We start from the raw sequence: 25,400 nt of genomic DNA on the forward strand, positions 1-25,400 counted from the left end.
CGTGCACACGGGATCCGTGACGGGGTGATCGGGAGATGTCGGACTGGATACGCCGCGAGATCGTCGACCAGGGACGGCTGCCGCTGCTGTGCTTCCTGCTCGGATTCGTGCTGGCGTTCGTCTTCATCCGGATCAGCGTGCGGCTGATCCGCGCCGAGGTGCGCTGGTGGCCGGGCAACATCACCCCCAACGGCCACCACGTGCACCACGTCGTGTTCGGCGTGATCCTCATGGTCCTCTCCGGTGGGGGACTGATCGCCATCGCCGAGGACGACAACCGGCTCGGCGCCGTCGTACTCGCCACCCTCTTCGGGATCGGTGCCGCGCTGACCCTCGACGAGTTCGCGCTGATCTTCTACCTCAACGACGTGTACTGGGAGGAGCAGGGCCGCGTCTCCGTCGACGCGGTCTTCGTCGCGATCGCCGTGACCGGCATGTGGCTCATGGGCCTGCGGCCCCTCGAGCTCGGTGACGCCACCAACTTCGACGACAGCGGCGACTGGGTGGAACGGGCGGCGCTCGTGTTCGTGGTGTTGTTCAACCTCGTCCTCGCCGCGATCGTCCTGGCCAAGGGCAAGATCTGGACCGGATTGGTGGGGATGTTCGTCATCCCGCTGCTGTGGGTCGGGGCGATCCGCCTGTCGCGGCCCGGTGCCCCCTGGGCGCGATGGCGGTACGCCAAGCGCCCCCGCCGGATGCAGCGCGCGCTCGAACGGGAGCGCCGCCTCAGACGCCCGGCGGTCCGCGCCAAGATCTTCGTGCAGGACCTCATCGCCGGCGCCCCCACCCTCGAGACCGTGCGCGAGAGCGTCGAGCACTCGCGGGCCGCCACCGAGAGGGAACTGGACCGCCGTGTGCGGCCGGCACCCCCGCCGATTTCCTCCCGGCGTGATCCGTCTGGCACAATGGACGGGTTGCCCCGTTCGGGCACGCCTACCTGACCTGGGCACGAACCGGTCGAGCCCGCCGACACCGGCGGTCGCCGCCAGGTTCCTCTGCTCGAGCGAACAAGAGGATGAACAACCGATGAACACCCTGGACTTTTTGGACGCCAAGTCGCTGCGCGACGATATCCCGGACTTCCGTCCCGGCGACACCCTCGACGTGCACGTCAAGGTCATCGAGGGCAGCAAGGAGCGCGTGCAGGTCTTCAAGGGCGTCGTGATCCGGCGTCAGGGCGGCGGCATCCGCGAGACCTTCACCGTCCGCAAGGTTTCCTTCGGCGTGGGCGTCGAGCGCACCTTCCCGGTGCACAGCCCCAACATCGCCAAGATCGACGTGCTGACCCGCGGCGACGTCCGTCGCGCCAAGCTCTACTACCTGCGTGAGCTGCGCGGCAAGGCTGCCAAGATCAAGGAGAAGCGCTGATCTTCGGGCGCTGACCCAGAACATCCGCCGACCCGGCCCGGACTCCACGTCCCGGCCGGGTCGGCGTCTTTCCGGGTCGGATACGTCTTTTCCGGCCGGTGCGGACCGCTCGGCGTGGGCCGGTGTCGACACGGTCGTCCTCGCCGGAGGGCGGCCCGGCAGAGGCTAGTCTGTCGAGGTGGCAGATTCTCCGCACGACCCGGCCGGGCCGGGTGTCAACCGCGACGACGTCCGAGGTCCGGCAGGCAGCGATCGGGCCGACGGCGCCCATCACCGACGCGAGGAACCCGCGAGCGAGACCGCGCCGAAGGAGAAGAAGCAGAAGTCCTTCTGGCGCGAGCTGCCGATCCTCCTCGTCGTCGCGCTGGGCCTGAGCTTCCTGCTCCAGACCTTCGTCGCCCGCGTCTACCTCATCCCCTCCGAGTCGATGGAACCGACGCTCCACGGCTGCCCGGGCTGCACCGGTGACCGGATCGTGGTGGAGAAGATCGGCTACCACTTCACCGACCCCCGCCCCGGCGACGTCATCGTCTTCGAAGGACCCGAATCGTGGTCGGCCGGATACGTCTCCACCCGCTCCGACAACGTGATCATCCGCGGCATCCAGGAGGTCGGCTCCCTCGTCGGTCTCGTGCCGCCCGACGAGAACGACCTCGTCAAGCGCGTCATCGCCACCGGCGGTCAGACCGTCGAGTGCTGCGACGACCAGGGCCGCGTGCTCGTCGACGGGGTGCCCCTCGACGAGCCCTACATCACCATGGACTTCCCGTTCACCCCCGGCGTCGTCACCTGCGACACCGAGATCCCGTCCGGCCGCTGCTTCGGCCCGATCACCGTCCCCGACGGACACGTCTGGGTGATGGGGGACAACCGCAGCAACTCCGCCGACTCCCGCTACCACGTCGGCGACGAGCACCAGGGAGCCATCCCCCTGGAGAACGTCATCGGTAAAGCCCGCTTCATCGTGCTGCCCCCCGGCCGATGGGGCATGATCGACTCCCCGGAGATCCAGTCCTCGTGAGTGCCTGGCCACCCCGCCCCGTGATCCGACGGTCCTCGGGGCTGAAGACGATGGAATCCGCGCTCGTGCGTTGCGGACTCGGTCCCGTCGCCGGTGTCGACGAGGCCGGCCGTGGCGCGTGCGCGGGACCGCTGGTCGTCGCCGCGTGCATCCTCGGCCCCAGGGTGCATCCCTCCCTCGACCGGCTCGACGACTCGAAGAAGCTCACCGAACGCCTCCGTGAGGAGCTGTACTCGATCATCGTGCGGCGCGCCGCCGCCTGGAACGTCGTGGTGATCCCCGCGCAGGAGGTCGACGACCTCGGCGTCCACGTCGCGAACATCGAGGGCATGCGCCGCGCCGTCGCGGGCTTGTCCACCCCGCCCGGATACGTGCTCACCGACGGGTTCCGGGTGCCGGGCCTGCCCGCCCCCTCCCTGCCCGTGATCGGCGGCGACGGTGCCGCCGCCTGCATCGCCGCGGCCAGTGTGCTCGCCAAGGTCACCCGCGACCGCATGATGGTGGAACTCGACCGCGAGCTACCGGAGTACGGTTTCGCTGTACACAAGGGCTACAGCACACAGACGCACATGGCCGCCCTGGCCGAACACGGCCCGTCGCCGCACCACCGGTGGTCGTGGGCCAATGTGCGTTCGGTGTGCGGGCAGCCCGCGATCCGGCGCCGCCTCGTCGCGGACGAGGCCGATGCGGGATGATTGCAGGACACACCAGACTGGGAGGACACCGAGACCGATGAGTGCCGAGGATCTCGAGAAGTACGAAACCGAGATGGAACTCTCGCTGTACAGGGAGTACCGGGACATCGTCGGTCAGTTCTCGTACGTCGTGGAGACCGAGCGCCGGTTCTACCTGGCGAACGCGGTCGAGTTGCTACCGCACAACGCCAACGGCGAGGTGTACTTCGAGGTGCGCATGTCCGACGCGTGGGTGTGGGACATGTACCGTCCCGCCCGCTTCGTCAAGCACGTGCGCGTCATCACCTTCAAGGACGTCAACATCGAAGAGCTCGACAAGCCCGAGCTGAGGCTGCCCGACAAGCTGGGCTGACCCGGCCGGGCCCGAGGGGTGGTTGTCCACAGGGGCCGAATCCATCCACAGATCGGGTCGAGCCGGCCTCCGGCGCCCGATTCCGCCCCGACCCTTCCCGCACAGTGGATCCGTGCAGGGGAGGAGTCGGGAGATGGGACACAACCGGGAGGTGGGCGCGCGAGGGGAGGACCTCGCCGCCGAATTCCTCGAATCCACCGGAATGGTGGTGCTCGAACGCAACTGGCGCAGCCGCTACGGCGAACTCGATCTCGTCGCCCAGGACGGGGCGGTGCTCGTCTTCGTCGAGGTCAAGACCCGCACCGGGCTCGGCTACGGCAGCCCCGCCGAGGCGGTCACCCGCGCCAAGGCCGAACGGCTGCGCCGGCTGGCGGGCCTGTGGCTGGCCGAACAGAACCGCCGCTGGCCGCGCATCCGTATCGACGTCGTGACCGTGCTGCTGCGCCGCGGGCACGCCCCGGCCATCACGCACCTGCGGCAGGTGCTCTGATGGCGCTGGGACGGGCGTGGTCGGTGGCGGTGACCGGCATCGACGGGCAGGTCGTCGAGATCGAGGCGGACATCGGCGGTGGGCTGCCGGGCGTGAAGATGGTCGGGTTGCCCGACACCGCGCTGCAGGAGTCCCGCGACCGGGTGCGCGCCGCAGTCGCGAACTCCGGTGCGAAATGGCCGGATTCGAAGGTCGTGCTGGCGTTGTCGCCGGCGACGCTGCCCAAGGTCGGCAGCGTCTACGACGCCGGCCTGGCCTGCGCGGTGCTCAACGCCGCCAACATCGTGCCGCTCGATCTGCTCGAGAAGACGATCCTCCTCGGGGAACTCGCCCTCGACGGGCGCCTTCGCCCCGTGCGCGGGGTGCTCCCGGCGGTCCTCGCCGCGCGGAGACACGGCTGGTGCAAGGTCGTGGTGCCCACCGCCACCCTGAGCGAGGCGGCGCTCGTGGAGGACGTCGACGTCTACGGCGCCGACACCCTCGCCGACCTGGTGCGGTGGTTGCAGGGTGACGGGCCGCTGGAACGACCCGACGAACACCGCGCTCCACCACGCCCGGTCCGCGGCGATCTCAGCGAGGTCGTCGGCCAGCACGAGGCCCGGCGCGCCCTCGAGGTGGCCGCCGCCGGTGCGCACCACCTCATGCTGACCGGGCCACCGGGCGTGGGGAAGACGATGCTCGCGCAACGGCTGCCCGGCATCCTGCCGGAGCTGACCGAAGCGCACGCCCTCGAGGTCACCGCCATCCATTCGGTGGCCGGATCCCTGTCGCCCGACCGCCCACTGGTCACCGAACCGCCCTTCGTCGCACCGCATCACACCGCCACGGTGAGTGCGCTGATCGGCGGAGGTACCGGCATGGCGAAACCCGGCGCGGTGAGCCGAGCACATCGCGGCATCCTGTTCCTCGACGAGGTCGCAGAGATGCCGGTCAAGACCCTCGAAGCGCTGCGTACCCCGCTCGAGGACGGGGAGGTGCGGGTCGCGCGGCGCGACGGGGTGGCACGCTATCCGGCGCGGTTCCAGCTGATCCTCGCCGCCAACCCCTGCCCGTGCGCACCGGCCCGGGACGCCGACTGCATCTGCGCGCCCGCCGCGCGACGGCGGTATCTGGGACGGCTGTCCGGTCCGCTGCTCGACCGCGTGGACCTGCGGGTGCGGATGCAGGCCGTGTCCACCAGCGCGCTGATGGGCGACACGGGGGAGAGCACCGAGGAGGTGCGCGCCCGGGTGGAGAACGCGCGCGCTGCCGCGGCGGAACGCTGGGCCGCCCACGGCTGGTCCACCAACGCCGAGGTCCCCGGCCCGGCATTGCGGCAGAAGTTCCGGCTCGCCCCGGCGGCGCTGCGCCCGCTCGAACGCGCCCTGCGCAAGGGTGCCATCACCGCGCGCGGGGCCGACCGGGCTCTGCGGGTGGCCTGGTCGATCTGCGATCTGGAGGGCGCGGCGTCACCGTCGGAACTCCACGTCGCCACCGCCCTGGAGTTCCGGGACAGGGGGACGGCATGACGGACGAACGGCGCCTGGCGTGGGCGTACCTGTCGACGGTGGCACAGGGCGCGTCGCGGTCGTTGTCGGCGCTGATCGACGAGCACGGCGTCGTGGAGGTGGCCGAGCGGATCCGTGCCGGCACCGCGAAGGGGGAGGTGGCGGCGCGGTTGCGGTCTCGGGCTCACCTGGACACCGCGGCCACCGATCTGGACCGGCTCGCCCGCGCAGGCGGTCGTCTGGTGACCCCGGACGACGACGAATGGCCGGCCTGGCAGTTCCTGAGCTTCGACCGCCTCGACACCGCCACCGACACCGAGGGAGCACCGCTCGCCCTGTGGGTGTGGGGTGGCCGACGGATCGACGAGCTCGCCGAGCGGGCCGTGGGAGTCGTGGGCACCCGGGCGGCGAGCGGCTACGGCGAACACGTGACCTCGGAGATCGTCGGGGACCTCGCAGCCGACGGCTGGACGATCATGTCCGGCGCGGCCTTCGGCGTCGACGCCGCGGCCCACCGCGCCGCGCTCGGCGTGGGCGGCACGACCGTGGCGGTGCTCGCCTGCGGGGTCGACCGGGCCTATCCCGCCGCACACGCCCAGCTGCTGCGCCGCATCGCCGAGACCGGCCTCGTCGTCAGCGAGTACCCGCCGGGTACCTCGCCGGCCCGCTACCGCTTCCTGTCCCGCAACCGGCTCGTCGCGGCCCTGAGTGCAGGTGTGGTGGTCGTCGAGGCGGGCTGGCGCTCCGGTGCCCGGAACACGGCGGCGTGGGCGCGACGCCTCGGCCGTCCTGTGACGGCCGTGCCCGGTCCGGTCACCTCCGCCGCCTCGCAGGGATGCCACCGGATGATCCGCGAGGGGGAGGCGCGTCTGGTCGGGACCGCGCGGGAGGTGGTGGAGGAGTGCGGTCCGCTGCTCGGCAGCGACGACGGGCGCGACGGCCTGTTCCGGCGTGAGCTCGACGGATTGTCGGAGGACATGACGCTGGTCTACGAGGCGTTGCCGGGCACGGACGCGTGCGACCCGGCCGCCCTCGCGGAGTCGGCGGGCCTGCCGATCGAGCGGGTGCGCGCGGCGCTGCCGCTACTGGAGCTCGACGGGTTCGTCGTCGCCACCGACGCGGGGTGGAGACGTGCGTGATCCCGGAAAACCGCTCATGCGGGCTGCGAGGATGCAGCCAGGAGCTCGCGCAGAACACCGTCCTGGAAGGCCCGTGCCTGCCGACCCGAGGGTGGCGGTCCACCGTTGGACAGCCATCTCCCGTAACTGTGCCGCACCAGCGCGCGGCAGGCTCCCAGGACCGCGTCGTCGGCTCCGGCAGTGGGACGGTCGTCGTCCTGCCCGGCCGGGGCCATCCACCAGCGCAGCGAGTCGACCAGCAGGTTCCGCAGCTCCTCCGGGGGCAGCTCGGCGAAGACCGCCGCGGCCGGTGGTCCCGCCAGCACCCGGCCGCTCCGGTGCAGGATGCTGCGGTCCGGTCCGTACCAGAACGTCCCGTCGGCCGCCGGGCGGTCCGCCGGCCGGAGGGTCTGCCGGAAGGTCATGGCCGGGCCGTCGTTCAACTCGAGTACGACTCCACATCGGTGTCCGGCATCACCCCATCGTCCGCAGTGCTGGACCGGGGTGCCTATCGGGTGCCAGGGGAGGCGCCGAGCATGCGTTCGCGGAGACTGTCGTAGACCGGCGGCGTGCCGGTCGCGTGCGCCACCACGACCGCGCAGATCGACGCGGCGAGCATCGGCACGGTCACCCCGGTCACGGCGGTCATCTCCACGACCAGCACCACCCCGGTGAGCGGTGCCCGCACCGTCGCCGCGAACAGGGTGGCCATGCCCACGATCGCCATCGGTATCGCCAGCGACGAGTCGATGCCGGGGACGATCGCCTCGCAGACACCGGCGTAGAGCAACCCCCACAGCGCCCCGAGGGCGAGCAGCGGCGCGAACAGGCCGCCCGGGGTGCCCGCGGCGTAGGACAGCGGACCGGCGACGAACCGCAGCAGTACGTACCAGGCCACCACCGGCAGGGCGAGCGCGCCGCCGCCGACGACGTGCTGGACGAGGGCATCACCACCCCCGGCCGCCCATGGCGCCACGATCGACAGCAACCCGACCAGTCCGCCGATGATCGCCGCCTTCGTCACCGGGGACAGTGAACGGAACGAGTCGACCAGGTGCAGCGACCCCACCACCAGACGGTTGTAGGCGGCACCGACCAGGCCGGTGAGCAGACCGAACACCACGAAGGCAGGCAGTAGCGCGACGGACGGCGTGGCGACGGGGCGGGCGGCGAAATCCGGTGCGTCGCCGATGATCAGCCGCGAACACGCCACGCCGGTGGCCACCGAGAACATCACCGCCACGACGACACGGAAGCGGAAGGTCCGGGTGACCTCCTCGAAGACGAACAGAGCTCCGCCGATCGGCGCGTTGAACGCCACGGCCAGACCCGCACCGGACACCGCCGTCTGCAGCAGACGCACCTGGTCGGCGTTCCCGGTTCGACGCGCGGTCTCGGCTCCCACCGTGGCGCCCATGTGCACGATCGGTCCCTCGCGGCCGAGGACGAGACCCGAGCCGATACCGAGCAGGGCACCGACGAACTTGGACGGCAGGACCGCGAATCCCGGTGGATCGGCCTGGTGGCGGTCGACGGCTTCCACGTGCTGGATGCCGCTGCCCGCCGCGAGAGGAACCCACCGGACGATCGACGCGGCGAGGAGAGCTCCGAGCGCGGTGATCGCGACGGGGACGAGCCAACCCGGGCCCGGCAGCGTGTGGGCCCACTCCACCATCTCCAGCCGCCACCGCTCGACGTGGTTCAGGCACCAGCGGAAGGCCCCGCCCACACCGCCGATGACCACACCGGCCACGCTCGCGAGCAGGCAGATCGTCACGAGTTCCCGGCCGGGAACGGACGGTTCCTGATCGTTCTCGATGTCCACCCGTGTCCTCCGTACGGCCCGCCGGCAACGCGTAGCCCGCCGCGTCGTCGATACGTGTGTGCAGAGGGCGCGATCGTATGGTCACACAGACTGCCGCACGATCGAGGCGTCGAGCGAAGGTGAATTGGAGGGGTGAGCGCCGCCGGAGGAGAGGAGATCAGTCCTCGGCGGGCGCGGCCGGGGCGTCCTCGACGTACCAGGCGCGGGCCTCGCGATTCCACTTCACCGCGCCGCGGTGGGCCTTGCGGAACTCCCGCAGCACCGCCCGGTCGATGGACGGATGACCGTTGTCGTTCACGTAGATCCAGTCGGAGCCGAACTTGGCCTCGATGGCGTCGACCATGTCGGTCTGGGTGACCCTGCGTTCGGTGGTGATGATGTCGGTCATCCAGGTGGCGATGTCCGCCGCGGTGGTGCTCATGGACATCGAGCCTAGAGCCTCCCGGATCGTCGCCACCCCGCCGCATGCCGTCGAAGGGTACGGTCGTGCAGGATAGGTGACCCTAACAAGGAGGCTCTGTGGCACCGAGGAACCCTGCGAGGACGACGCTGACCGTGCTGCGCACCGAGGCCGTGTCCGAACATTTCGTGCGGGTCGTGTTCGGCGGCGAGGGATTCGACGCCTTCCCGGCGCGCCCGGAGACCGACAGCTACGTCAAGCTCGAACTGCCCGTGGGTGCGGAGACCGTGGTCCGCACCTACACGGTGCGCCGCGTCGACCCGGCGGCGCGGGAGATCTGGATCGACTTCGTCGTCCACGGGGACGAGGGTGTCGCCGGGCCGTGGGCGCGGTCCGTGCAGCCCGGAACCCGTCTCACGGTCCGAGGCCCCGGAGCGGGCTACCGGCCGGACCCCGCCGCCGACTTCCACCTGTTCGCGGGGGACGAGACGGCGCTCCCGGCCATCGCCGTGGCGCTCGAGGACCTGCCCGACGACGCCTCGGGCGCCGCGTTCCTGGAGGTCGCCGGTCCCTCCGACGAACTCGACCTGAAGGCTCCCGCGGGTGTCACGGTCACCTGGGTGCACCGCGGGGTCGCTGCCGGGGACGCCGGTGCCGACCGGATCGACGGCAACGCCCCGCTCGTCGCTGCGGTGAAAGCGATGCCGTGGCCGGGCGGCGACGTGCAGGTCTTCGTGCACGGCGAGGCCGAGGCGGTCATGAAGCACCTGCGCCCCTACCTGCGCAAGGACCGGGCGGTGCCGGCGACGCGGGCGTCGATCTCCGGCTACTGGCGCCGCGGCCGCACCGAGGAAGGCTTCCGCGTCTGGAAACAGGAACTCGCCACAGCGGAAGCGTGAGCAGGCCGCCCGCGGCCGGAGCCCGACCGGGCCTAGTCGGCCGGCTCCGGTTCCGCGGGACGGAGTTCGGACCCGCGCTGCGCAGGCTCGCGCGCCAACGTCAGCAGCAGGACGAGCGCGAGCCCCGTGCAGACTGCGATCGACAGGCCCATCGGGATGCCGGTGCTCTCGCCGCCGAGGCCGACCAGCGGGGAGACCGCCGCGGCCAGGCCGAACTGCAGCGCACCGATCACGGCGGAACCGGTTCCCGCGGCCTTCGGGACCTGCTCCTGCGCGAGTGCCGTCGCATTGCCCAGTGAGAGGCCCACCATGGAGACGGTGACGAACAGCAGCGGCAGTATCAGGAAGGTCTTGTAGCCGACGAAGAGCATCGTCAGAAGCAACAGGGCGGCAGCCACGAACATCGTCGTCATGCCGAACGTCAGCAGCGACCGCACCGCGAACCGGTCCACGAGCCGGGTGTTGAGAGTGTTGGCGAGGACGAGTCCCACGGAGTTGACGGCGAAGACCATCGAGAACTGGCCGGGGGACAGGCCCAGGACGTTCTGGGTGACGAACGGCGAGGCGGAGATGTAGGAGAACATCGCGCCGAAGCCGAGGGCCATCGCAGCCGCGTAGCCGACGAATCGACGCTGACGGAGGACATAGCCGAAGTTGCTCGACATGGCCTTCAGGCCACCGCCGTGTCGCTTCTCCGGCGGAAGTGTCTCGGGAACGAACAGGAAGGTGCCGACGGCCATCACCACCGACAGGCCGGTGAGGACCCAGAAGATGCCGCGCCAGCCGATCGGCCCGAGCAGCACGCCGCCGAGCAGCGGTGCGACCACCGGCGCGACACCGCCGATGATCATCATGATGCTGAACAGCTTCGCGGCGGTGGTGCTCTTCGCCCGGTCGGCGATCACCGCGCGGGCGAGCACGATTCCGATGCCACCGCTGAATCCCTGGACCAGCCGGGCGGCGATGAGCACACCCACGGTGGGGGCCAGCGCGCAGACGGCGCTGCTCACCGCCAGGACGGCCGTGCCGGCGAGGATCAGCCGGCGGCGTCCCCATCCGTCCGAGAGCGGACCGACGAGAAGCTGCCCGAGGCCGAGCCCGGCCATGAACGTCGTGAGTGTGAGCTGGACGCCGACGGTCGAGCTGCCGAGACTCTCGGCCATGACCGGCAACCCCGGCAGGTACATGTCCGTCGCGAGAGGGGCGATCGCCGACAGCAGTGCCAGCGCGCACAGCATCGGCACCGAAATCGTTTTGTTCACGAAACAACAGTAAAGGGCATGCGCCGTTGCGTGGGAAGCGGTCTTACCGCACGGTGGAATCATGCGAGGCAACGGATCCGACCCGCTCCCGGCACCACTGGCGGTGCATCTCGACGACTTCGCCGACCATCTCCGCCTCCAGGAGAACCGGTCCGCTCACACCGTCCGCGCCTACGTCACCGACATCCGGTCCCTGCTGGTGCATCTGACCACGGAACGTTCCGAGGCGCGCGTCACCGACCTGGATCTCGACCTGCTGCGGTCCTGGCTCTCCGCGATGGTGGCGGGGGGAGCGGCCCGCACCACCGTCGCCCGCCGGACCTCCTCGGTCCGCACCTTCACGGCGTGGCTGGTGCGCACCGGACGACTCGACAGCGACCCCGCCACGCGGCTCGCCTCCCCGCGCGCCCGTCGGACCCTCCCCGCGGTGCTGCGCGACGATCAGGCCCTCGAGGTCATGGCGGCCGCCGAAGCCGGTGCCCGCGAACTCGATCCGATCGCGCTGCGCGACCGTGCCATCGTGGAGATCCTCTACGCCACCGGTATCCGGGTGGGGGAACTGTGCGCGGTCGACATCGACGACGTCGACGCGGACCGCCGGACCCTGCGCGTACTCGGCAAGGGGAACAAGGAACGGACCGTCCCCTACGGCGCTCCGGCGGCCGACGCCCTCGACGCGTGGCTGCGGCACGGGCGACCGCACCTCGTCCGGCCGTCCTCGGGCCGCGCCCTGCTCCTCGGCAAGCGCGGGGGCCGGATCGACCAGCGGCAGGTCCGGTCGGTGGTGCACGAGGCCGTCTCGGCCGTGCCCGGCACCCCCGATCTCGCCCCGCACGGTCTGCGGCACACCGCCGCGACCCACCTGCTCGAAGGGGGAGCGGACCTGCGCGTGGTCCAGGAGGTGCTCGGGCATTCGAGCCTGTCCACCACCCAGCTGTACACGCACGTGTCGGTGGCACGGCTGCGCGCCGTCCACGAACAGGCCCACCCGCGGGCCTGAGCGGAACACGAGCCCCGGAAGAACGGGTGTCCGATTTGGTAACGTGCGCGCGCACCATCGAACCGGGGGGAACTGATGCGACGCGACGATCCGACTCCTGCGCTGCCCGCGTGGCTGCAGGAGCAGCCGAGCAGTGACACCGTGCCGACCGGGCGCCGCGGCTTCCGCCGCCCGCCCCGCGACGGCGAACCCACGGCCCCGCCGGCACCGGAGCCTCCGATGACCCGGCCGATCGCGTCCGTGCCGCTCGGGCTCGACATCCCTCCGCGGCCGTCCGCGGTGCCCGACCGAGAACCCGAGGCCGAGCCCGTATCCGCGCCCACGCACGAGGCCGAATCCCCGGTGGCACCGACGTCCGAGCCGTCTACCGAGGTTTCGTCCGAACCCGACCCGGCCGCCGAGGTGGAGGCACCCCCGGTCGCGGAACCGCGCCCCGCCGAGTCGACGGCCGCCGTGCCGACTCCGCCCGCCGAACCCGTGCGCGACGAGACCGTGCGCGACGAGACCGTGCCCGTCGAGACCGTGCCCGTCGAGACCGGATCCACCCCGGTCCGTGCCCCGCTGCCGGCCCACGACGACCTCGCCGCGGATGTACTCGTGCGCCGCTCGCGGCGCGCGTCCCGCAACTGGCGGGAGAGCGTGCACCGGCTCACCGGCGGGCTGTTCGACACCGAGACCGCGCGACTCGACGAACTCACCGCCCACGTCCGGCAACCCGTCTCCGGCGACTACCGCATCGCCGTGCTCTCGCTCAAGGGCGGGGTGGGGAAGACCACCACCACGGTCGGCCTGGGGTCGACCTTCGCGTCGCTGCGTGGCGACAGCGTCATCGCGGTCGACGCGAACCCGGACTTCGGCACCCTCGCGCAGCGCATCCCGGGTGGCAGCGCCTCGACGGTCCGCGACCTGCTCGCGGACGCGGCAAACATCCGGCGCATCTCCGACGTGCGCGCCCACACCGCGCAGGCACCGAGCCGGCTCGAAGTACTCGCGAGCGAACGCGACCCTGCGGCCTCGGAGGTCTTCGGTGAGGACGACTACCGCCGCATCGTCGACATCCTGCAGGTCTTCTACGACATCGTCCTCACCGACTGCGGCACCGGCATCATGCACTCGGTCATGCGCGGTGTGCTCGACCTCGCCCACACCCTCGTGCTCGTCGCGTCGCCCGCGGTGGACGCCGCCCGCAGCGCCGCCGCGACCCTCGACTGGCTCCAGGCCCACGGCTACGGCGACCTCGTCGACCGCACCGTCGTGGTCGTCTCCTCGGCCCGCCCCGGCTCGGCGAACGTCGACATCGACGCGATCACCGGACACTTCCTCGCGCGTTGCCGCGCCGTGCAGGTACTGCCCTTCGACGAGCACCTCGCCGAAGGCGGGGAGATCGACCTCGACCGGCTCCGCCCGGCGACCCGCACCGCCTTCGTCGAACTGGCGGCGATGGTCGCCGACGACTTCCCGCACGCGTCCGGCCGGCACGCCGTCCGGTAGCCGCCCGGACTCACGAGGGCAGCAACCGGATCACCGGGCGCTGCACCAGCGGCAGCGGATCGAGATAGCGGTCGCGGCCGCGGCGCAGTCCCCAGTGCAGGCACGCCGCCGTCGGGCAGCCCTCGTGCCCCGCGACGACCGTGCCGATCGGCTCCCCGCGCCCCACCCGGCGACCCGCGGTCACCGAGGCCTCGACGGGTTCGTAGGTGGTGCGCAGCCCGCCGGGATGGTCGACGGACACCACCGGCCTGCCGGCCACGACCCCGGCGAACACGACGACGCCCTCACCCGCGGCCAGCACGGTCCGGCCCGGCTGCGTCGCGAGATCCACACCGCGATGCCCCGGCAGCCAGTCGTGATCGGGTGGGTCGAACCCGCGCGCGACCGCGGGCCGGGGTTCGAGCGGCCAGGTGAACGGCCGCGCGGCGCCGGCGGGCCCGGCCCCGGCCGTGACGACCAGCGTCAGCAGCACGGCGACCACGAAACCGGATGCGGCGCGCGGGGACACGTCGATGCTCATGGACCCAGGCTCGGTGCCCGCGGCGACCGGCACCAGACCCGTATGCCCGGTTGTGCACAACTCGCGTCCGTCCACAACCCCGCATCCACCCGGTTAGGGATCCGGGACGGTGCCGCGTACACTGGTCGAGCGGTCTGTGTTCGCAGACCGACTTCGCGCGTCCGCGCACCGGTGCCGTCCCGCTTTCTCCGGGATGCATCGGCAATGGCCGTCGGCCGGTCCCGCAAGGGTTCGACGGGCATGCGGGCGCCAGGGCGGGGATCGCAGGATCCGCCGCGTCAACCGACACGAAAGAGAGACACAGCCATGGCTGTTGTGACCATGAGGCAGCTGCTCGACAGCGGCGCACACTTCGGACACCAGACCCGTCGCTGGAACCCGAAGATGAAGCGGTTCATCTTCACCGACCGCAACGGCATCTACATCATCGACCTGCAGCAGACGCTGACGTACATCGACAAGGCGTACGAGTTCGTCAAGGAGACCGTCGCCCACGGCGGCACCGTCCTGTTCGTCGGCACCAAGAAGCAGGCGCAGGAGTCCATCGCCGAAGAGGCGACCCGCGTGGGCATGCCCTACGTGAACCAGCGCTGGCTCGGCGGCATGCTGACCAACTTCTCGACCGTCCACAAGCGCCTGCAGCGCCTGAAGGAGCTCGAGTCGATGGAGCAGACCGGCGGCTTCGAGGGACGCACCAAGAAGGAAATCCTCATGCTCACGCGTGAGAAGAACAAGCTGGAGCGCACCCTCGGCGGCATCCGCGACATGGCGAAGGTTCCGTCGGCGATCTGGGTCGTCGACACCAACAAGGAGCACATCGCCGTCGGTGAGGCCCGCAAGCTGAACATCCCGGTCATCGCGATCCTCGACACCAACTGCGATCCCGACCTCGTCGACTACCCGATCCCGGGCAACGACGACGCGATCCGTTCCGCGGCGCTGCTGACCAAGGTCATCGCCTCCGCCGTCGCCGAGGGCCTGCAGGCCCGCGCCGGCAAGAGCGGCGACGCCGAGGCCAAGCCCGAGGGCGCCGAGCCTCTCGCCGAGTGGGAGCAGGAGCTGCTCGCGCAGGCCACCCCCGCAGCCGACGCCGAGACGCCCGCAGCGGACGCAGCCCCCGAGGCCTGATTCGTTGCACGGCCCCGACCTTCCCTCACGGATCACGGTCGGGGCCGTCGCTTCGCAGCCGGAGATACAGGGCTGCCCTTCGTAGCCCGAGGTACAGGGCTGCACCCCGAGACTTTTCCACCACAGACACAGGAGGCTCGCTTCTCATGGCGAACTACACCGCCGCCGACGTCAAGCGTCTCCGTGAGCTCACCGGCTCCGGAATGCTGGACTGCAAGAACGCGCTCGCCGACAACGACGGCGACTTCGACAAGGCCGTCGAGCAGCTGCGCATCAAGGGCGCCAAGGACGTGGGCAAGCGTGCCGAGCGCTCCACTGCCGAGGGCCTGGTCGTGGCCAAGGACGGCGTGCTCGTCGAGCTGAACTCCGAGACCGACTTCGTCGCCAAGAACGACGAGTTCCAGGCTCTCGCCGACAAGGTCGTCACCGCTGCCGCTCAGGTCCGCACCGACGACGTCGAGGCCCTGAAGAAGGCCGAGATCGACGGCAAGACCGTCGAGGCGCTCGTCCAGGAGCTGTCCGCCAAGATCGGCGAGAAGCTCGAGCTGCGTCGCGTCGCCGCCTTCGACGGCCAGACCGCCGTCTACCTGCACAAGCGTGCTTCCGACCTGCCGCCGGCCGTCGGCGTGCTCGTCGAGTACACCGGTGAGGGCGACGCCGCTGCCGAGGCCGCCCGCGGTGCCGCGATGCAGATCGCCGCGCTCAAGGCCAAGTACGTCACCCGTGACGAGGTTCCCGAGGACATCGTCGCCAACGAGCGTCGTATCGCCGAGGAGACCGCCAAGGCCGAGGGCAAGCCGGAGCAGGCTCTGCCGAAGATCGTCGAAGGCCGCGTGAACAGCTACTTCAAGGACGTCGTGCTGCTCGAGCAGCCGTCGGTCACGGACTCGAAGAAGACCGTCAAGGCGATCCTCGACGAGGCCGGTGCCACCGTCACCCGCTTCGTGCGGTTCGAGGTCGGCGCCAGCTAGACCGTTCACTTCTCGACCCCGCCGGTCCCGTACCGGCGGGGTCGAGGTGCGTCGGGGTCCGGACACCCTCGTCGGGGTCCGGACACCGCCGCGCGTGTTCCGGCAACGGACCGGAGTGACGTGTCGCCTCCCGCCCGGTCTCGGTTCCACCGAGCGGATGAGGCAGGATGATAAGGGCCGAATCATGCGCAACCAGAGGAGAGTCATGTCCGACCACGCCCACGAACGGCCCGGATTCCGCCGGGTCCTGCTCAAGCTCGGTGGCGAGATGTTCGGCGGCGGCAAGGTCGGACTCGATCCTGATGTGGTGACCACGGTGGCCGAGCAGATCGCCGAGGTCGTGCGCGCCGGCGCCGAGGTCGCCGTCGTGATCGGTGGCGGCAACTTCTTCCGCGGCGCGGAGCTGCAGCAGCGCGGTCTCGAACGCGCCCGCTCCGACTACATGGGCATGCTCGGCACCGTCATGAACTCCCTTGCGCTGCAGGACTTCCTGGAGAAGCAGGGCATCGACACCCGCGTGCAGACCGCCATCACGATGGGGCAGGTCGCCGAGCCCTACCTGCCGCTGCGTGCCCGCCGCCACCTCGAGAAGGGCCGCGTCGTCATCTTCGGCGCCGGCATGGGCATGCCCTACTTCTCCACCGACACCACCGCCGCGCAGCGTGCCCTCGAGATCGGCGCCGAGGTCGTGCTCATGGCCAAGGCCGTCGACGGCGTCTACTCCGACGACCCGCGCACCAACCCCGACGCGGTGCTGTTCGAGGAGATCACGCACCGCGAGGTCATCGAACAGGGCCTCAAGGTCGCCGACGCGACCGCCTTCAGCCTGTGCATGGACAACGCCATGCCGATCATGGTCTTCAATCTGCTGACCAAGGGCAATATCGCCCGAGCCATCGCCGGTGAGAAGATCGGAACACTCGTACGGTCATGAACGGACAACGGAACATGGAGGAACTGCCGTGATCGATGAAGCCCTCTTCGAGGCCGAAGAGAAGATGGAGAAGGCCGTCTCGGTGGCCCGCGACGATCTGGCAGGAATCCGGACCGGTCGTGCCAACCCGGCGATGTTCAACCGCATCGTCGTCGACTACTACGGGGCGCCCACGCCGATCACGCAGATCGCCAGCATCAACGTCCCCGAGGCACGCATGGTCATCGTCAAGCCGTACGAGACGTCGCAGCTGAACGCCATCGAGACCGCGATCCGCAACTCCGATCTCGGCGTCAACCCGACTAACGACGGCAACATCATCCGCATCTCGGTCCCGCAGCTCACCGAGGAGCGCCGCCGCGAACTCGTCAAGCAGGCCAAGGCCAAGGGCGAGGACGCCAAGGTCGCGGTCCGCAACGTGCGCCGCAAGGCCATGGAGGAACTCGGCCGCATCCAGAAGGACGGCGAGGCCGGCGAGGACGACGTGAACCGCGCCGAGAAGGAACTCGACAAGACGACCGCCAAATACGTCGGTCAGATCGACGAGTTGATCAAGCACAAGGAAGCCGAACTGATGGAGGTCTGACGGTGGGTAGAGCCGACGGGTCCTCGGACCCGCAGCCACCACTCGGCGACCCGGCATCCGCCGGCGCCACCCCTGCAGACCCGGCACCCACGGTCGGCGCCGCGCCGGAGAAGAAACCGTCGCGCGCGGGGCGCGACCTGCCCGCCGCGATCGCGGTCGGTGGCGGCCTGGGTGCGCTCGTCATCGTGATCCTGCTGTTCGCTCCGACGGCGTGGCTCGCGGTGGTCTCGGGTGCGATCGGCATCGCGACCTGGGAGGTCACCAAACGCCTGCGCGAGGCCGACGTGCTCGTCCCGCGGTTGCCGCTGCTCGTCGGCGGCCAGGCGATCATCTGGTTGGGCTGGCCCTACGGCACCTCCGGGGTGCTCGGCGCGTTCGCGGGCACGGTCGTGGTGACGATGCTGTGGCGGCTGTTCGACCACGGTCTCGCCGCACAACCGCGGAACTACCTGCGCGACACGGCGGTCGCCGTGTTCGTCGCGGCGTGGCTGCCGCTGCTCGCGTCGTTCGCGACCCTCATGGTCCTCGAGGACCAGGGTGCCCAGCGCGTGTTCTGTCTGATGATCGTGTGCGTGTCGTCCGACATCGGCGGCTACACCGCGGGTGTGCTGTTCGGCAAGCACCCGATGGTGCCGGCGATCAGCCCCAAGAAGTCCTGGGAGGGCTTCGCCGGGTCTCTGCTGGCCTGCATCGTCGCCGGTGTCCTCACCGTCATGCTCATGCTCGACGGCCCCTGGTGGGCCGGTGTGCTGCTCGGTGCCGTGCTCGTGGTCACGGCGACCGCCGGCGACCTGATCGAGTCGCAGGTCAAGCGGGACCTCGGGATCAAGGACATGGGCACCCTGCTGCCCGGCCACGGCGGCATCATGGACCGGCTCGACTCGATCCTGCCGTCCGCCTTCGTCACCTGGCTGATCCTCACGGCCTTCGTGTAGCCGCCGATGCTGCGGAACCGCCGGCGCGAGACCGGCCCGGGCCGGGGAGTGATCCCCAGCCCGAACATCTGGCACTGGCCGGAGGTCTACGAGGAGGAGAACCGCGCGCAGGACCCCCGCGGCGTCGTCTACGCGGCGCTGCGGGAGGTCGCGGACTGGACCGGCCGCGACGTCGTCGACGTCGGCTGCGGCACCGGTTTCCACCTGCCGATGTTCGCGGCCGACGCACGCACGGTCACCGGCGTCGAACCGCATCCGCCCCTCGTCGAGGCCGCCCGGTCCCGCGTCCGCGACCTGCCCGGTGTCACGGTGCAGCGCGGCGCCGCCTCCGAGCTGCCGCTGCCCGACGCCTCCGTGGACCTCGTCCACGCCCGCACCGCCTACTTCTTCGGCCCCGGCTGCGGCCCCGGCATCCTCGAGGCCATGCGGGTGCTGCGGCCCGGCGGCGCCCTCGCCGTGATCGACCTCGACGCCACCGCCCACCCCTACGGCCGGTGGATGTGCGCCGACCTGCCGCACTACAACCCCGCGACCGTCGAGGCGTTCTTCGACGCCCAGGGCTTCGACCTGCGCCGCGTCGACACCCTCTGGGAGTTCCCCGACCGCGGCGCGCTCGAGCGGGTGCTCGGCATCGAGTTCGGCCCGAAGGTCGCCGCCCGCGCGATCGCGGAGACCCCCGGCACCACCCTCACCGTCCGCTACCGGCTGCACGTCCGGCGCAGGCCCAGCGGACTGGAACTAGCCTGAGCGGCCGATCCCGAACATCCGCGCCAGCTCGGTGATCCGCTTCGCCTTCGCCAGCCGCGGCAGATCGCTGCCGTCGCGCACGTTGCGGCCGTCCTCACCGAGCGTGCCGATCACGCCGTGCGCCCAGTCCACGTCGGTGCTGCTCGGGCTGAGCGCCGTGTTCGCGAACGACGCCCGCTCCGGTGTCATGCACAGCTTGCCCGTCATCCCCATCGAGCGGGTCAGCTCGGCCTCCCGCTTCAGCACCTCCGGATCATCGCTGAGGGTGGGGCCGTCGATCGGTCCCGGCAGCCGCGCGGCGCGGCTCGTGATCACCAGCCGCGACCGGGCGTAGGCCATCGCCAACGGGAGGTCGCTCATGCCGGTGTCCCGGCGGAAGTCGCCGGAACCGAACACCAGTCGGAAGGTGCCCTCGGCCCGGGCGATCTCGGGAGCGGCCTCGAGGCCCATCGCCGACTCGATGAGCACCAGGATACGGGTGCCCTCCGGGAGCATCCCGGCGGTGGCCTCGACCTGGTGGCCGCTCTCGGCCTTCGCGAGCATCACGCCCTGCAGCCCCGGGAGCCCGGCGAGCGCCTCGAGGTCGTCCGCCCAGAACGGTGTGGTCGCGTCGTTGATCCGCACCCACGCCGACCCGCCACCCTTCAGCCACGCGACGACGTCGGCGCGCGCGGCGGGTTTGTCGGCCGCCGGGACCGCGTCCTCGAGGTCGAGGACGATCGCGTCGGCCGGGGACGCGGCGGCGGCGTCGAAGCGGTCGGGGGAGTGGCCGGGCACGAGCAACCAGGATCGGGCGGCTTCCGGGGGGACGGTGCTGGTCATGAGTCCATGTTCCAGCAGTCGGGTCACGCTTGCTGGCAAGTCGGGGCGAGCATCACAGGAACGACCCGGCCGCAGCCTCCCGGATCATGGGACAATCGATGATTATGGCCTCTTCACTGCCCCTCGTCTTCGATGCTCCCAAGCGCGGCATGCCGCCGCGGCACCTCGCCGACCTCGACTCCGATCAGCGTCGCGAGGCGGTGCGCGAACTGGGGTTGCCGGCCTTCCGCGCCGATCAGCTCGCCCGCCAGTACTACGGCCGGCTCGAAGCCGATCCCGCGAAGATGACCGACCTGCCCGCCTCGGTGCGCGACAAGGTCGGCGAGGCGCTGTTCCCGCCGCTGCTCTCGGCGGTCAAGCACATCGCCTGCGACGGGGGTCAGACCCGCAAGACCCTGTGGCGCGCCCACGACGGCACCCTCCTCGAGAGCGTGCTCATGCGCTATCCCGACCGCGCGACCCTGTGCATCTCCAGTCAGGCCGGCTGTGGCATGGCCTGCCCGTTCTGCGCGACCGGCCAGGGCGGTCTCGACCGCAACCTCACGACCGCCGAGATCGTCGACCAGGTGCGGGCCGCGGCCGCCGCCCTGCGTGACGGTGAGGTCGCCGGTGGCCCCGGCCGCCTGTCGAACGTCGTGTTCATGGGCATGGGGGAGCCGCTTGCCAACTACAAGCGCGTGGTCGCGGCCGTGCGGCGGATCACCTCGCCTGCCCCCGAGGGACTCGGCCTGTCGCAGCGCTCCGTCACCGTTTCCACCGTCGGTCTCGCCCCGGCCATCCGTCGGCTCGCCGACGAGGGGCTGAGCGTGACCCTCGCCGTGTCGCTGCACACCCCGGACGACGAACTCCGCGACACCCTCGTGCCGGTGAACAACCGCTGGTCGGTCGCCGAGGTGCTCGAGGCGGCGCGTTACTACGCCGACAAGACGGGCCGGCGCGTGTCCATCGAGTACGCGCTGATCCGCGACGTCAACGACCAGCCGTGGCGCGCCGACATGCTCGGCAAGAAGCTGCACAAGGCGCTCGGCCCGCTCGTGCACGTCAACCTCATCCCGCTCAACCCGACGCCGGGCAGCAAGTGGGACGCCAGCCCGAAGGACGTCGAACGCGAGTTCGTGCGGCGGGTGCAGGCCCAGGGCGTGTCGTGCACCGTGCGCGACACCCGCGGGCAGGAGATCGCCGCGGCGTGCGGGCAGCTCGCCGCCGAGAACAACTGACGCACGGACACTGACGCACGGACACTGGCGCACGGATCCCGGGGCGGTACCGTCCCGGGAACGACGAAGGCCCGTCCGGAACTACCGTTCCGGACGGGCCTTTCGGCGTAGGAAGTCCGTTTACCGGGGCTTGCGGCGGCGGATCGCGTCGACGGCGACGATGAGCAGCAGCACCACCGCGAAGCCGATGAGGTACAGGTCCTCGACGTGACCCTCGTGATTGCCGATCTGCATCAGCAGCAGGAAGACGGCCGCGACGACCGCCATGACCCGGAAGAACTTCGGAGCTTCCCCGCTCCAACCCCACTCCGCCGAGGGCACTTCCGCCACTACGTCGTCGTGAGTGGACTGCAACTCGGTACCGGCCACCGTATCCTCCTGCTCGCCGAATGTTGCTCTTGCCGCATATCGTGACATACGACCCAGCGTCGTACGAAGCGGGGGCGGTCGGCGCGGCGGGACACACCGCCCCGATCCCGTTGTCACCGGCCGGTTCAGGAACCCCTCAGGTGCGTCGGGGACAATGCTCCCGTGGCCGACACTCGATCCTCTTCCCGCACGCGTGTGCTGCTGCTGGGCAGCACCGGCTCCATCGGTACCCAGGCGCTCGAGGTGATCGCCGCGAATCCCGACCGGTTCGAGGTCGTCGGCCTCGCCGCGGGGGGCGGCAACATCGACCTGCTCGCCGAGCAGATCCGCGCGACCGGCGTCCGCGAGGTCGCCGTCGCCGACCCGGCCGCCGCCGCGCGCCTCGACCTGCCGGTGCGCAGCGGCCCGACCGCCGTCACCGAACTGGTGCGCGAGGTCGAGGCCGACGTCGTGCTCAACGCCCTCGTCGGCTCCCTCGGTCTCGAACCGACCCTCGCCGCCCTCGCCACCGGAGCGCGCCTGGCCCTGGCCAACAAGGAGTCCCTGGTCGCCGGTGGCTCGCTCGTCACGCAGTCGGCGGCACCGGGGCAGATCGTGCCCGTCGACTCCGAGCACTCCGCTCTGGCACAGTGCCTGCGCGGCGGCAGCGCCGACGAGGTGGCGCGCCTGGTGCTCACCGCCTCCGGCGGCCCGTTCCGCGGCTGGACCGCCGACCGCCTCGAATCGGTGACCCCCGAGCAGGCCGGCGCGCACCCGACCTGGTCGATGGGTCCGATGAACACCCTCAACTCGGCGACCCTCGTCAACAAGGGACTCGAGCTCATCGAGGCCCACTTGCTGTTCGGCGTGGACTACGACCGCATCGACGTCACCGTCCACCCGCAGTCGATCGTGCACTCGATGGTCACCTTCGTCGACGGCTCCACCCTCGCGCAGGCGTCGCCGCCGTCGATGAAGCTGCCGATCGCCCTGGCCCTCGGCTGGCCGCACCGCGTCCCCGACGCCGCGCCCGCCCTCGACTTCACCACCGCGTCGACCTGGGAGTTCGAACCCCTCGACGACGAGGTCTTCCCGGCGGTGCGGCTCGCGCGGCAGGCCGGCACGGCCGGAGGCTGCCTGACCGCCGTGTACAACGCCGCCAACGAGATCGCCGCCGAGGCGTTCCTCGCCGGGGCCCTGCCGTTCCCGCGCATAGTGCAGACGGTCGAGGCCGTGTTGAACGACGCCCACGAGTGGACCGCGACCCCCGGTACCGTGGACGACGTGCTCGCCGCGGACGGCTGGGCCCGCGACCGGGCGCGCACACTCGTCGTATAGGAGGATCGGCCGCAGATGATGTTCGTACTGGGCGTGGTGGTCTTCGCCCTCGGCATCGCCGTCTCCATCGCGTTGCACGAGGCCGGCCACATGTGGACGGCGCAGAAGCTGGGCATGAAGGTCCGGCGCTACTACATCGGTTTCGGGCCCCGTGTGTTCTCGTTCCGCCGCGGTGAGACCGAGTACGGACTCAAGGCCGTGCCCGCCGGCGGGTTCTGCGACATCGCGGGCATGACCGCCCTCGACGAGCTCGCCCCCGACGAGGTCGACCGGGCGATGTACCGGCAGAAGACCTGGAAGCGGCTCGTCGTGATGTCCGGTGGCATCGCGATGAACTTCCTGCTCGGCATCCTGCTCGTCTACGGCCTAGCCGCGACCGCCGGACTGCCCAACACCGACAACCGCGCCGTCGTCGGCAGCGTCGGCTGCGCCGCGCCCGGCCAGGACGGGCCGCCCGACTACACGCCCGCCGAGTGCTCCGGTCCCGGACCGGCCGAACAGGCCGGCATCGAACCGGGGGACGTGATCGTCGCGGTCGACGGGCAGCCCGTCGAGACCTTCGGCGATCTGGTGCGCGCCACCCAGCCGCTGTCGGGCACGGTGCCGTTCACCGTGCAGCGCGACGACGAGACCCTGACCGTGCCCGTGACGGTGCAGCAGGTGCAGCGTTGGGTGTACGAGAGCGACGCCCCCGACGCCGAGCCCGTCTCCCGCACCGTCGGCGCCATCGGTGTCGGCGCCGAACCGTCGGTGATCGAGTACACCCCGCTCACCGCGATCCCCGCGACCTTCGACTTCACCGGTTATCTCGCTGTGCGGACCGCCGAGGCCCTCGTGAGCCTGCCCAGCAAGGTCGCCGACCTGTGGACCGCCGTGACCGGCGGCGAACGGTCGATCGACACCCCGGTGAGCGTCGTCGGCGCCAGCGTCATCGGCGGACAGTTCGCCGAGCGCGGCATCTGGGTGTCGTTCGTGCTGCTGCTCGCGCAGCTGAACTTCTTCCTCGGCGCGTTCAACCTGCTGCCGCTGCTTCCCCTCGACGGCGGGCACATGGCCGTCGCGATCTACGAACGCATCCGCAACTGGGTGCGCGGCCTGCGCGGGCTGCCCGTCGGACCGCCCGTCGACTACATGAAACTGCTGCCGCTGACCTATGTGGCGGTGGTCGTCGGCGGCGCGTTCATGGTGCTCACCCTCACAGCCGACATCGTCAACCCCATCCAGCTGTTCTGACCTGCGCCGGTAGAATTGTCCAGGTAGCAACGAAAGAAGGCGAACTGTGACCAGCCCCGTCGGATTGGGCATGCCCGAAGTTCCTGCGGTCCTCGCACCTCGACGCAAGACCCGTCAGCTCATGGTCGGCAACGTCGGCGTCGGCAGCGACCATCCGGTCTCGGTGCAGTCGATGACCACCACGAAGACGCACGACGTCAACGCGACCCTCCAGCAGATCGCGGAACTGACCGCCTCCGGGTGCGACATCGTCCGCGTCGCGTGCCCCCGCCAGGAGGACGCCGACGCGCTCGCGACCATCGCGAAGAAGAGCAAGATCCCGGTGATCGCGGACATCCACTTCCAGCCGCGCTACATCTTCGCCGCGATCGACGCGGGCTGCGCGGCGGTGCGTGTCAACCCGGGCAACATCAAGGAGTTCGACGGCCGCGTCAAGGAGGTCGCCAAGGCGGCCGGTGACGCCGGCATCCCGATCCGCATCGGTGTCAACGCCGGTTCGCTCGACCCGCGCCTGCTCGCCAAGTACGGCAAGGCCACCCCCGAGGCGCTCGTCGAGTCGGCGCTGTGGGAGGCGAGCCTGTTCGAGGAACACGGCTTCGGCGATATCAAGATCTCCGTCAAGCACAACGACCCCGTCGTGATGGTCGAGGCCTACCGTCAGCTCGCCGCGCAGTGCGACTACCCGCTGCACCTCGGTGTCACCGAGGCCGGCCCCGCCTTCCAGGGCACCATCAAGTCGGCCGTGGCGTTCGGTGCGTTGCTGAGCGAGGGCATCGGCGACACCATCCGGGTGTCCCTGTCCGCCCCGCCCGCCGAGGAGATCAAGGTCGGCAGCCAGATCCTCCAGTCGCTGAACCTGCGGCCCCGCAAGCTCGAGATCGTCTCCTGCCCGTCCTGCGGCCGCGCCCAGGTCGACGTGTACTCGCTCGCCAACGAGGTCACCGCCGGCCTCGAGGGCATGGAGGTGCCGCTGCGGGTCGCGGTGATGGGCTGCGTCGTCAACGGCCCCGGTGAGGCCCGTGAGGCCGACCTCGGTGTCGCCTCCGGCAACGGCAAGGGCCAGATCTTCGTCAAGGGCAAGGTCGTCAAGACCGTGCCCGAGGCCCAGATCGTCGAGACGCTCATCGAGGAGGCGATGCGGATCGCCGAGGAGATGGAGGGCGGTGCCGGAAACGGCAGCCCGGTGGTGACGGTCGGCTGAGACCGATGTCAC

At 70.6% G+C, this 25,400-nt stretch carries 28 protein-coding genes; 21 read left to right on the forward strand and 7 right to left on the reverse strand.

Annotated elements, in window-relative coordinates:
- The first annotated feature begins 35 nt into the window (after positions 1-35).
- From OED52_RS08395 to dprA, 8 genes are all read left to right on the forward strand, one after another.
- Positions 36-941 (forward strand): hypothetical protein, encoded by a 906-nt coding sequence (locus tag OED52_RS08395; protein WP_264154184.1) that lies wholly within the window; start codon positions 36-38, stop codon positions 939-941.
- An 85-nt stretch (positions 942-1,026) separates the two neighbouring features.
- Positions 1,027-1,368 (forward strand): 50S ribosomal protein L19, encoded by a 342-nt coding sequence (gene rplS / locus OED52_RS08400; protein ID WP_264154185.1) that lies wholly within the window; start codon positions 1,027-1,029, stop codon positions 1,366-1,368.
- Between the two features lie 178 nt (positions 1,369-1,546).
- Entirely contained in the window at positions 1,547-2,389 is an 843-nt protein-coding gene (lepB, locus tag OED52_RS08405; RefSeq protein ID WP_264154186.1) for a signal peptidase I, read from the forward strand.
- Positions 2,386-3,084 (forward strand): ribonuclease HII, encoded by a 699-nt coding sequence (locus OED52_RS08410; RefSeq protein ID WP_264154187.1) that lies wholly within the window; start codon positions 2,386-2,388, stop codon positions 3,082-3,084. Before lepB ends, OED52_RS08410 begins: the two co-directional genes overlap by 4 nt.
- Before the next feature lie 37 nt (positions 3,085-3,121).
- Complete coding sequence (locus OED52_RS08415; RefSeq protein WP_264154188.1) at positions 3,122-3,436, forward strand: DUF2469 domain-containing protein; 315 nt, start codon at positions 3,122-3,124, stop codon at positions 3,434-3,436.
- 133 nt (positions 3,437-3,569) lie between these two features.
- The gene (locus tag OED52_RS08420) at positions 3,570-3,926 is read left to right on the forward strand and encodes a YraN family protein (RefSeq protein WP_264154189.1); all 357 of its coding nucleotides are present in this window, start codon (positions 3,570-3,572) and stop codon (positions 3,924-3,926) included.
- Entirely contained in the window at positions 3,926-5,434 is a 1,509-nt protein-coding gene (locus OED52_RS08425) for a YifB family Mg chelatase-like AAA ATPase (protein WP_264154190.1), read from the forward strand. The genes OED52_RS08420 and OED52_RS08425 overlap by 1 nt, the downstream gene beginning before the upstream one ends.
- Positions 5,431-6,552: a DNA-processing protein DprA gene (gene dprA, locus OED52_RS08430; RefSeq protein WP_264154191.1), complete on the forward strand. Its 1,122-nt coding sequence runs from the start codon at positions 5,431-5,433 to the stop codon at positions 6,550-6,552. Before OED52_RS08425 ends, dprA begins: the two co-directional genes overlap by 4 nt.
- A gap of 14 nt (positions 6,553-6,566) precedes the next feature.
- Here dprA and OED52_RS08435 read toward each other — a convergent pair whose 3' ends face one another.
- From OED52_RS08435 to OED52_RS08445, 3 genes are all read right to left on the reverse strand, one after another.
- Entirely contained in the window at positions 6,567-6,974 is a 408-nt protein-coding gene (locus OED52_RS08435) for a hypothetical protein (protein ID WP_264154192.1), read from the reverse strand.
- A gap of 65 nt (positions 6,975-7,039) precedes the next feature.
- On the reverse strand, positions 7,040-8,356 hold the full coding sequence (locus tag OED52_RS08440) for a ClC family H(+)/Cl(-) exchange transporter (protein ID WP_264154193.1): 1,317 nt from the start codon (positions 8,354-8,356) through the stop codon (positions 7,040-7,042).
- 157 nt (positions 8,357-8,513) lie between these two features.
- On the reverse strand, positions 8,514-8,777 hold the full coding sequence (locus OED52_RS08445; RefSeq protein WP_264154194.1) for a DUF6953 family protein: 264 nt from the start codon (positions 8,775-8,777) through the stop codon (positions 8,514-8,516).
- A gap of 98 nt (positions 8,778-8,875) precedes the next feature.
- On the opposite strand from OED52_RS08445, the gene OED52_RS08450 reads away from it, so the two are divergent.
- On the forward strand, positions 8,876-9,655 hold the full coding sequence (locus tag OED52_RS08450) for a siderophore-interacting protein (protein ID WP_264154195.1): 780 nt from the start codon (positions 8,876-8,878) through the stop codon (positions 9,653-9,655).
- Between the two features lie 32 nt (positions 9,656-9,687).
- On the opposite strand, the gene OED52_RS08455 is transcribed toward OED52_RS08450, so the two are convergent.
- The gene (locus OED52_RS08455; protein ID WP_264154623.1) at positions 9,688-10,893 is read right to left on the reverse strand and encodes a multidrug effflux MFS transporter; all 1,206 of its coding nucleotides are present in this window, start codon (positions 10,891-10,893) and stop codon (positions 9,688-9,690) included.
- 85 nt (positions 10,894-10,978) lie between these two features.
- On the opposite strand from OED52_RS08455, the gene OED52_RS08460 reads away from it, so the two are divergent.
- Together OED52_RS08460 and OED52_RS08465 are read left to right on the forward strand one after the other, a co-directional pair.
- The gene (locus OED52_RS08460) at positions 10,979-11,917 is read left to right on the forward strand and encodes a tyrosine recombinase XerC (protein WP_264154196.1); all 939 of its coding nucleotides are present in this window, start codon (positions 10,979-10,981) and stop codon (positions 11,915-11,917) included.
- 75 nt (positions 11,918-11,992) lie between these two features.
- Positions 11,993-13,408 carry a nucleotide-binding protein gene (locus OED52_RS08465; RefSeq protein ID WP_264154197.1) on the forward strand — a complete coding sequence of 472 codons (1,416 nt, stop codon included), beginning with the start codon at positions 11,993-11,995 and terminating at the stop codon, positions 13,406-13,408.
- A 10-nt stretch (positions 13,409-13,418) separates the two neighbouring features.
- Here OED52_RS08465 and OED52_RS08470 read toward each other — a convergent pair whose 3' ends face one another.
- Positions 13,419-13,928 (reverse strand): M23 family metallopeptidase, encoded by a 510-nt coding sequence (locus tag OED52_RS08470; protein ID WP_264154198.1) that lies wholly within the window; start codon positions 13,926-13,928, stop codon positions 13,419-13,421.
- A 306-nt stretch (positions 13,929-14,234) separates the two neighbouring features.
- On the opposite strand from OED52_RS08470, the gene rpsB reads away from it, so the two are divergent.
- The 6 genes from rpsB (at position 14,235) to OED52_RS08500 (ending at position 19,229) form a co-directional block, all read left to right on the forward strand.
- Positions 14,235-15,056, forward strand: coding sequence for a 30S ribosomal protein S2 (gene rpsB / locus OED52_RS08475; protein ID WP_264154199.1), 822 nt, complete (start codon positions 14,235-14,237; stop codon positions 15,054-15,056).
- Between the two features lie 146 nt (positions 15,057-15,202).
- Positions 15,203-16,027 (forward strand): translation elongation factor Ts, encoded by an 825-nt coding sequence (tsf, locus tag OED52_RS08480; RefSeq protein ID WP_264154200.1) that lies wholly within the window; start codon positions 15,203-15,205, stop codon positions 16,025-16,027.
- A gap of 205 nt (positions 16,028-16,232) precedes the next feature.
- Positions 16,233-16,961 (forward strand): UMP kinase, encoded by a 729-nt coding sequence (pyrH, locus tag OED52_RS08485; protein WP_264154201.1) that lies wholly within the window; start codon positions 16,233-16,235, stop codon positions 16,959-16,961.
- Positions 16,962-16,989: 28 nt separating this feature from the next.
- On the forward strand, positions 16,990-17,547 hold the full coding sequence (gene frr / locus OED52_RS08490; RefSeq protein WP_264154202.1) for a ribosome recycling factor: 558 nt from the start codon (positions 16,990-16,992) through the stop codon (positions 17,545-17,547).
- A 2-nt stretch (positions 17,548-17,549) separates the two neighbouring features.
- Positions 17,550-18,482 carry a phosphatidate cytidylyltransferase gene (locus OED52_RS08495; protein WP_264154203.1) on the forward strand — a complete coding sequence of 311 codons (933 nt, stop codon included), beginning with the start codon at positions 17,550-17,552 and terminating at the stop codon, positions 18,480-18,482.
- 6 nt (positions 18,483-18,488) lie between these two features.
- The gene (locus tag OED52_RS08500; RefSeq protein WP_264154204.1) at positions 18,489-19,229 is read left to right on the forward strand and encodes a class I SAM-dependent methyltransferase; all 741 of its coding nucleotides are present in this window, start codon (positions 18,489-18,491) and stop codon (positions 19,227-19,229) included.
- On the opposite strand, the gene OED52_RS08505 is transcribed toward OED52_RS08500, so the two are convergent.
- Positions 19,221-20,051 (reverse strand): HpcH/HpaI aldolase/citrate lyase family protein, encoded by an 831-nt coding sequence (locus OED52_RS08505; RefSeq protein ID WP_264154205.1) that lies wholly within the window; start codon positions 20,049-20,051, stop codon positions 19,221-19,223. The genes OED52_RS08500 and OED52_RS08505 overlap by 9 nt on opposite strands.
- Before the next feature lie 104 nt (positions 20,052-20,155).
- Here OED52_RS08505 and rlmN point away from each other — a divergent pair, with 104 nt between their 5' ends.
- On the forward strand, positions 20,156-21,268 hold the full coding sequence (gene rlmN, locus OED52_RS08510) for a dual-specificity RNA methyltransferase RlmN (protein ID WP_264154206.1): 1,113 nt from the start codon (positions 20,156-20,158) through the stop codon (positions 21,266-21,268).
- A gap of 120 nt (positions 21,269-21,388) precedes the next feature.
- Here the strand turns inward: rlmN and OED52_RS08515 are convergent, their stop codons facing one another.
- The gene (locus tag OED52_RS08515; protein ID WP_264154207.1) at positions 21,389-21,637 is read right to left on the reverse strand and encodes a DUF2631 domain-containing protein; all 249 of its coding nucleotides are present in this window, start codon (positions 21,635-21,637) and stop codon (positions 21,389-21,391) included.
- Positions 21,638-21,799: 162 nt separating this feature from the next.
- On the opposite strand from OED52_RS08515, the gene dxr reads away from it, so the two are divergent.
- Genes dxr through ispG form a run of 3 tightly spaced genes read left to right on the forward strand, consistent with a single transcriptional unit; the run spans position 21,800 to position 25,388 of the window.
- Positions 21,800-22,954 (forward strand): 1-deoxy-D-xylulose-5-phosphate reductoisomerase, encoded by a 1,155-nt coding sequence (dxr, locus tag OED52_RS08520; RefSeq protein WP_264154208.1) that lies wholly within the window; start codon positions 21,800-21,802, stop codon positions 22,952-22,954.
- A gap of 15 nt (positions 22,955-22,969) precedes the next feature.
- On the forward strand, positions 22,970-24,187 hold the full coding sequence (locus tag OED52_RS08525; protein WP_264154209.1) for a M50 family metallopeptidase: 1,218 nt from the start codon (positions 22,970-22,972) through the stop codon (positions 24,185-24,187).
- 46 nt (positions 24,188-24,233) lie between these two features.
- Positions 24,234-25,388 (forward strand): flavodoxin-dependent (E)-4-hydroxy-3-methylbut-2-enyl-diphosphate synthase, encoded by a 1,155-nt coding sequence (gene ispG, locus OED52_RS08530; protein WP_264154210.1) that lies wholly within the window; start codon positions 24,234-24,236, stop codon positions 25,386-25,388.
- The last annotated feature ends 12 nt before the right edge of the window (positions 25,389-25,400 follow it).

The organism is Rhodococcus sp. Z13 (assembly GCF_025837095.1).
GTDB lineage: Bacteria > Actinomycetota > Actinomycetes > Mycobacteriales > Mycobacteriaceae > Rhodococcus > Rhodococcus sacchari.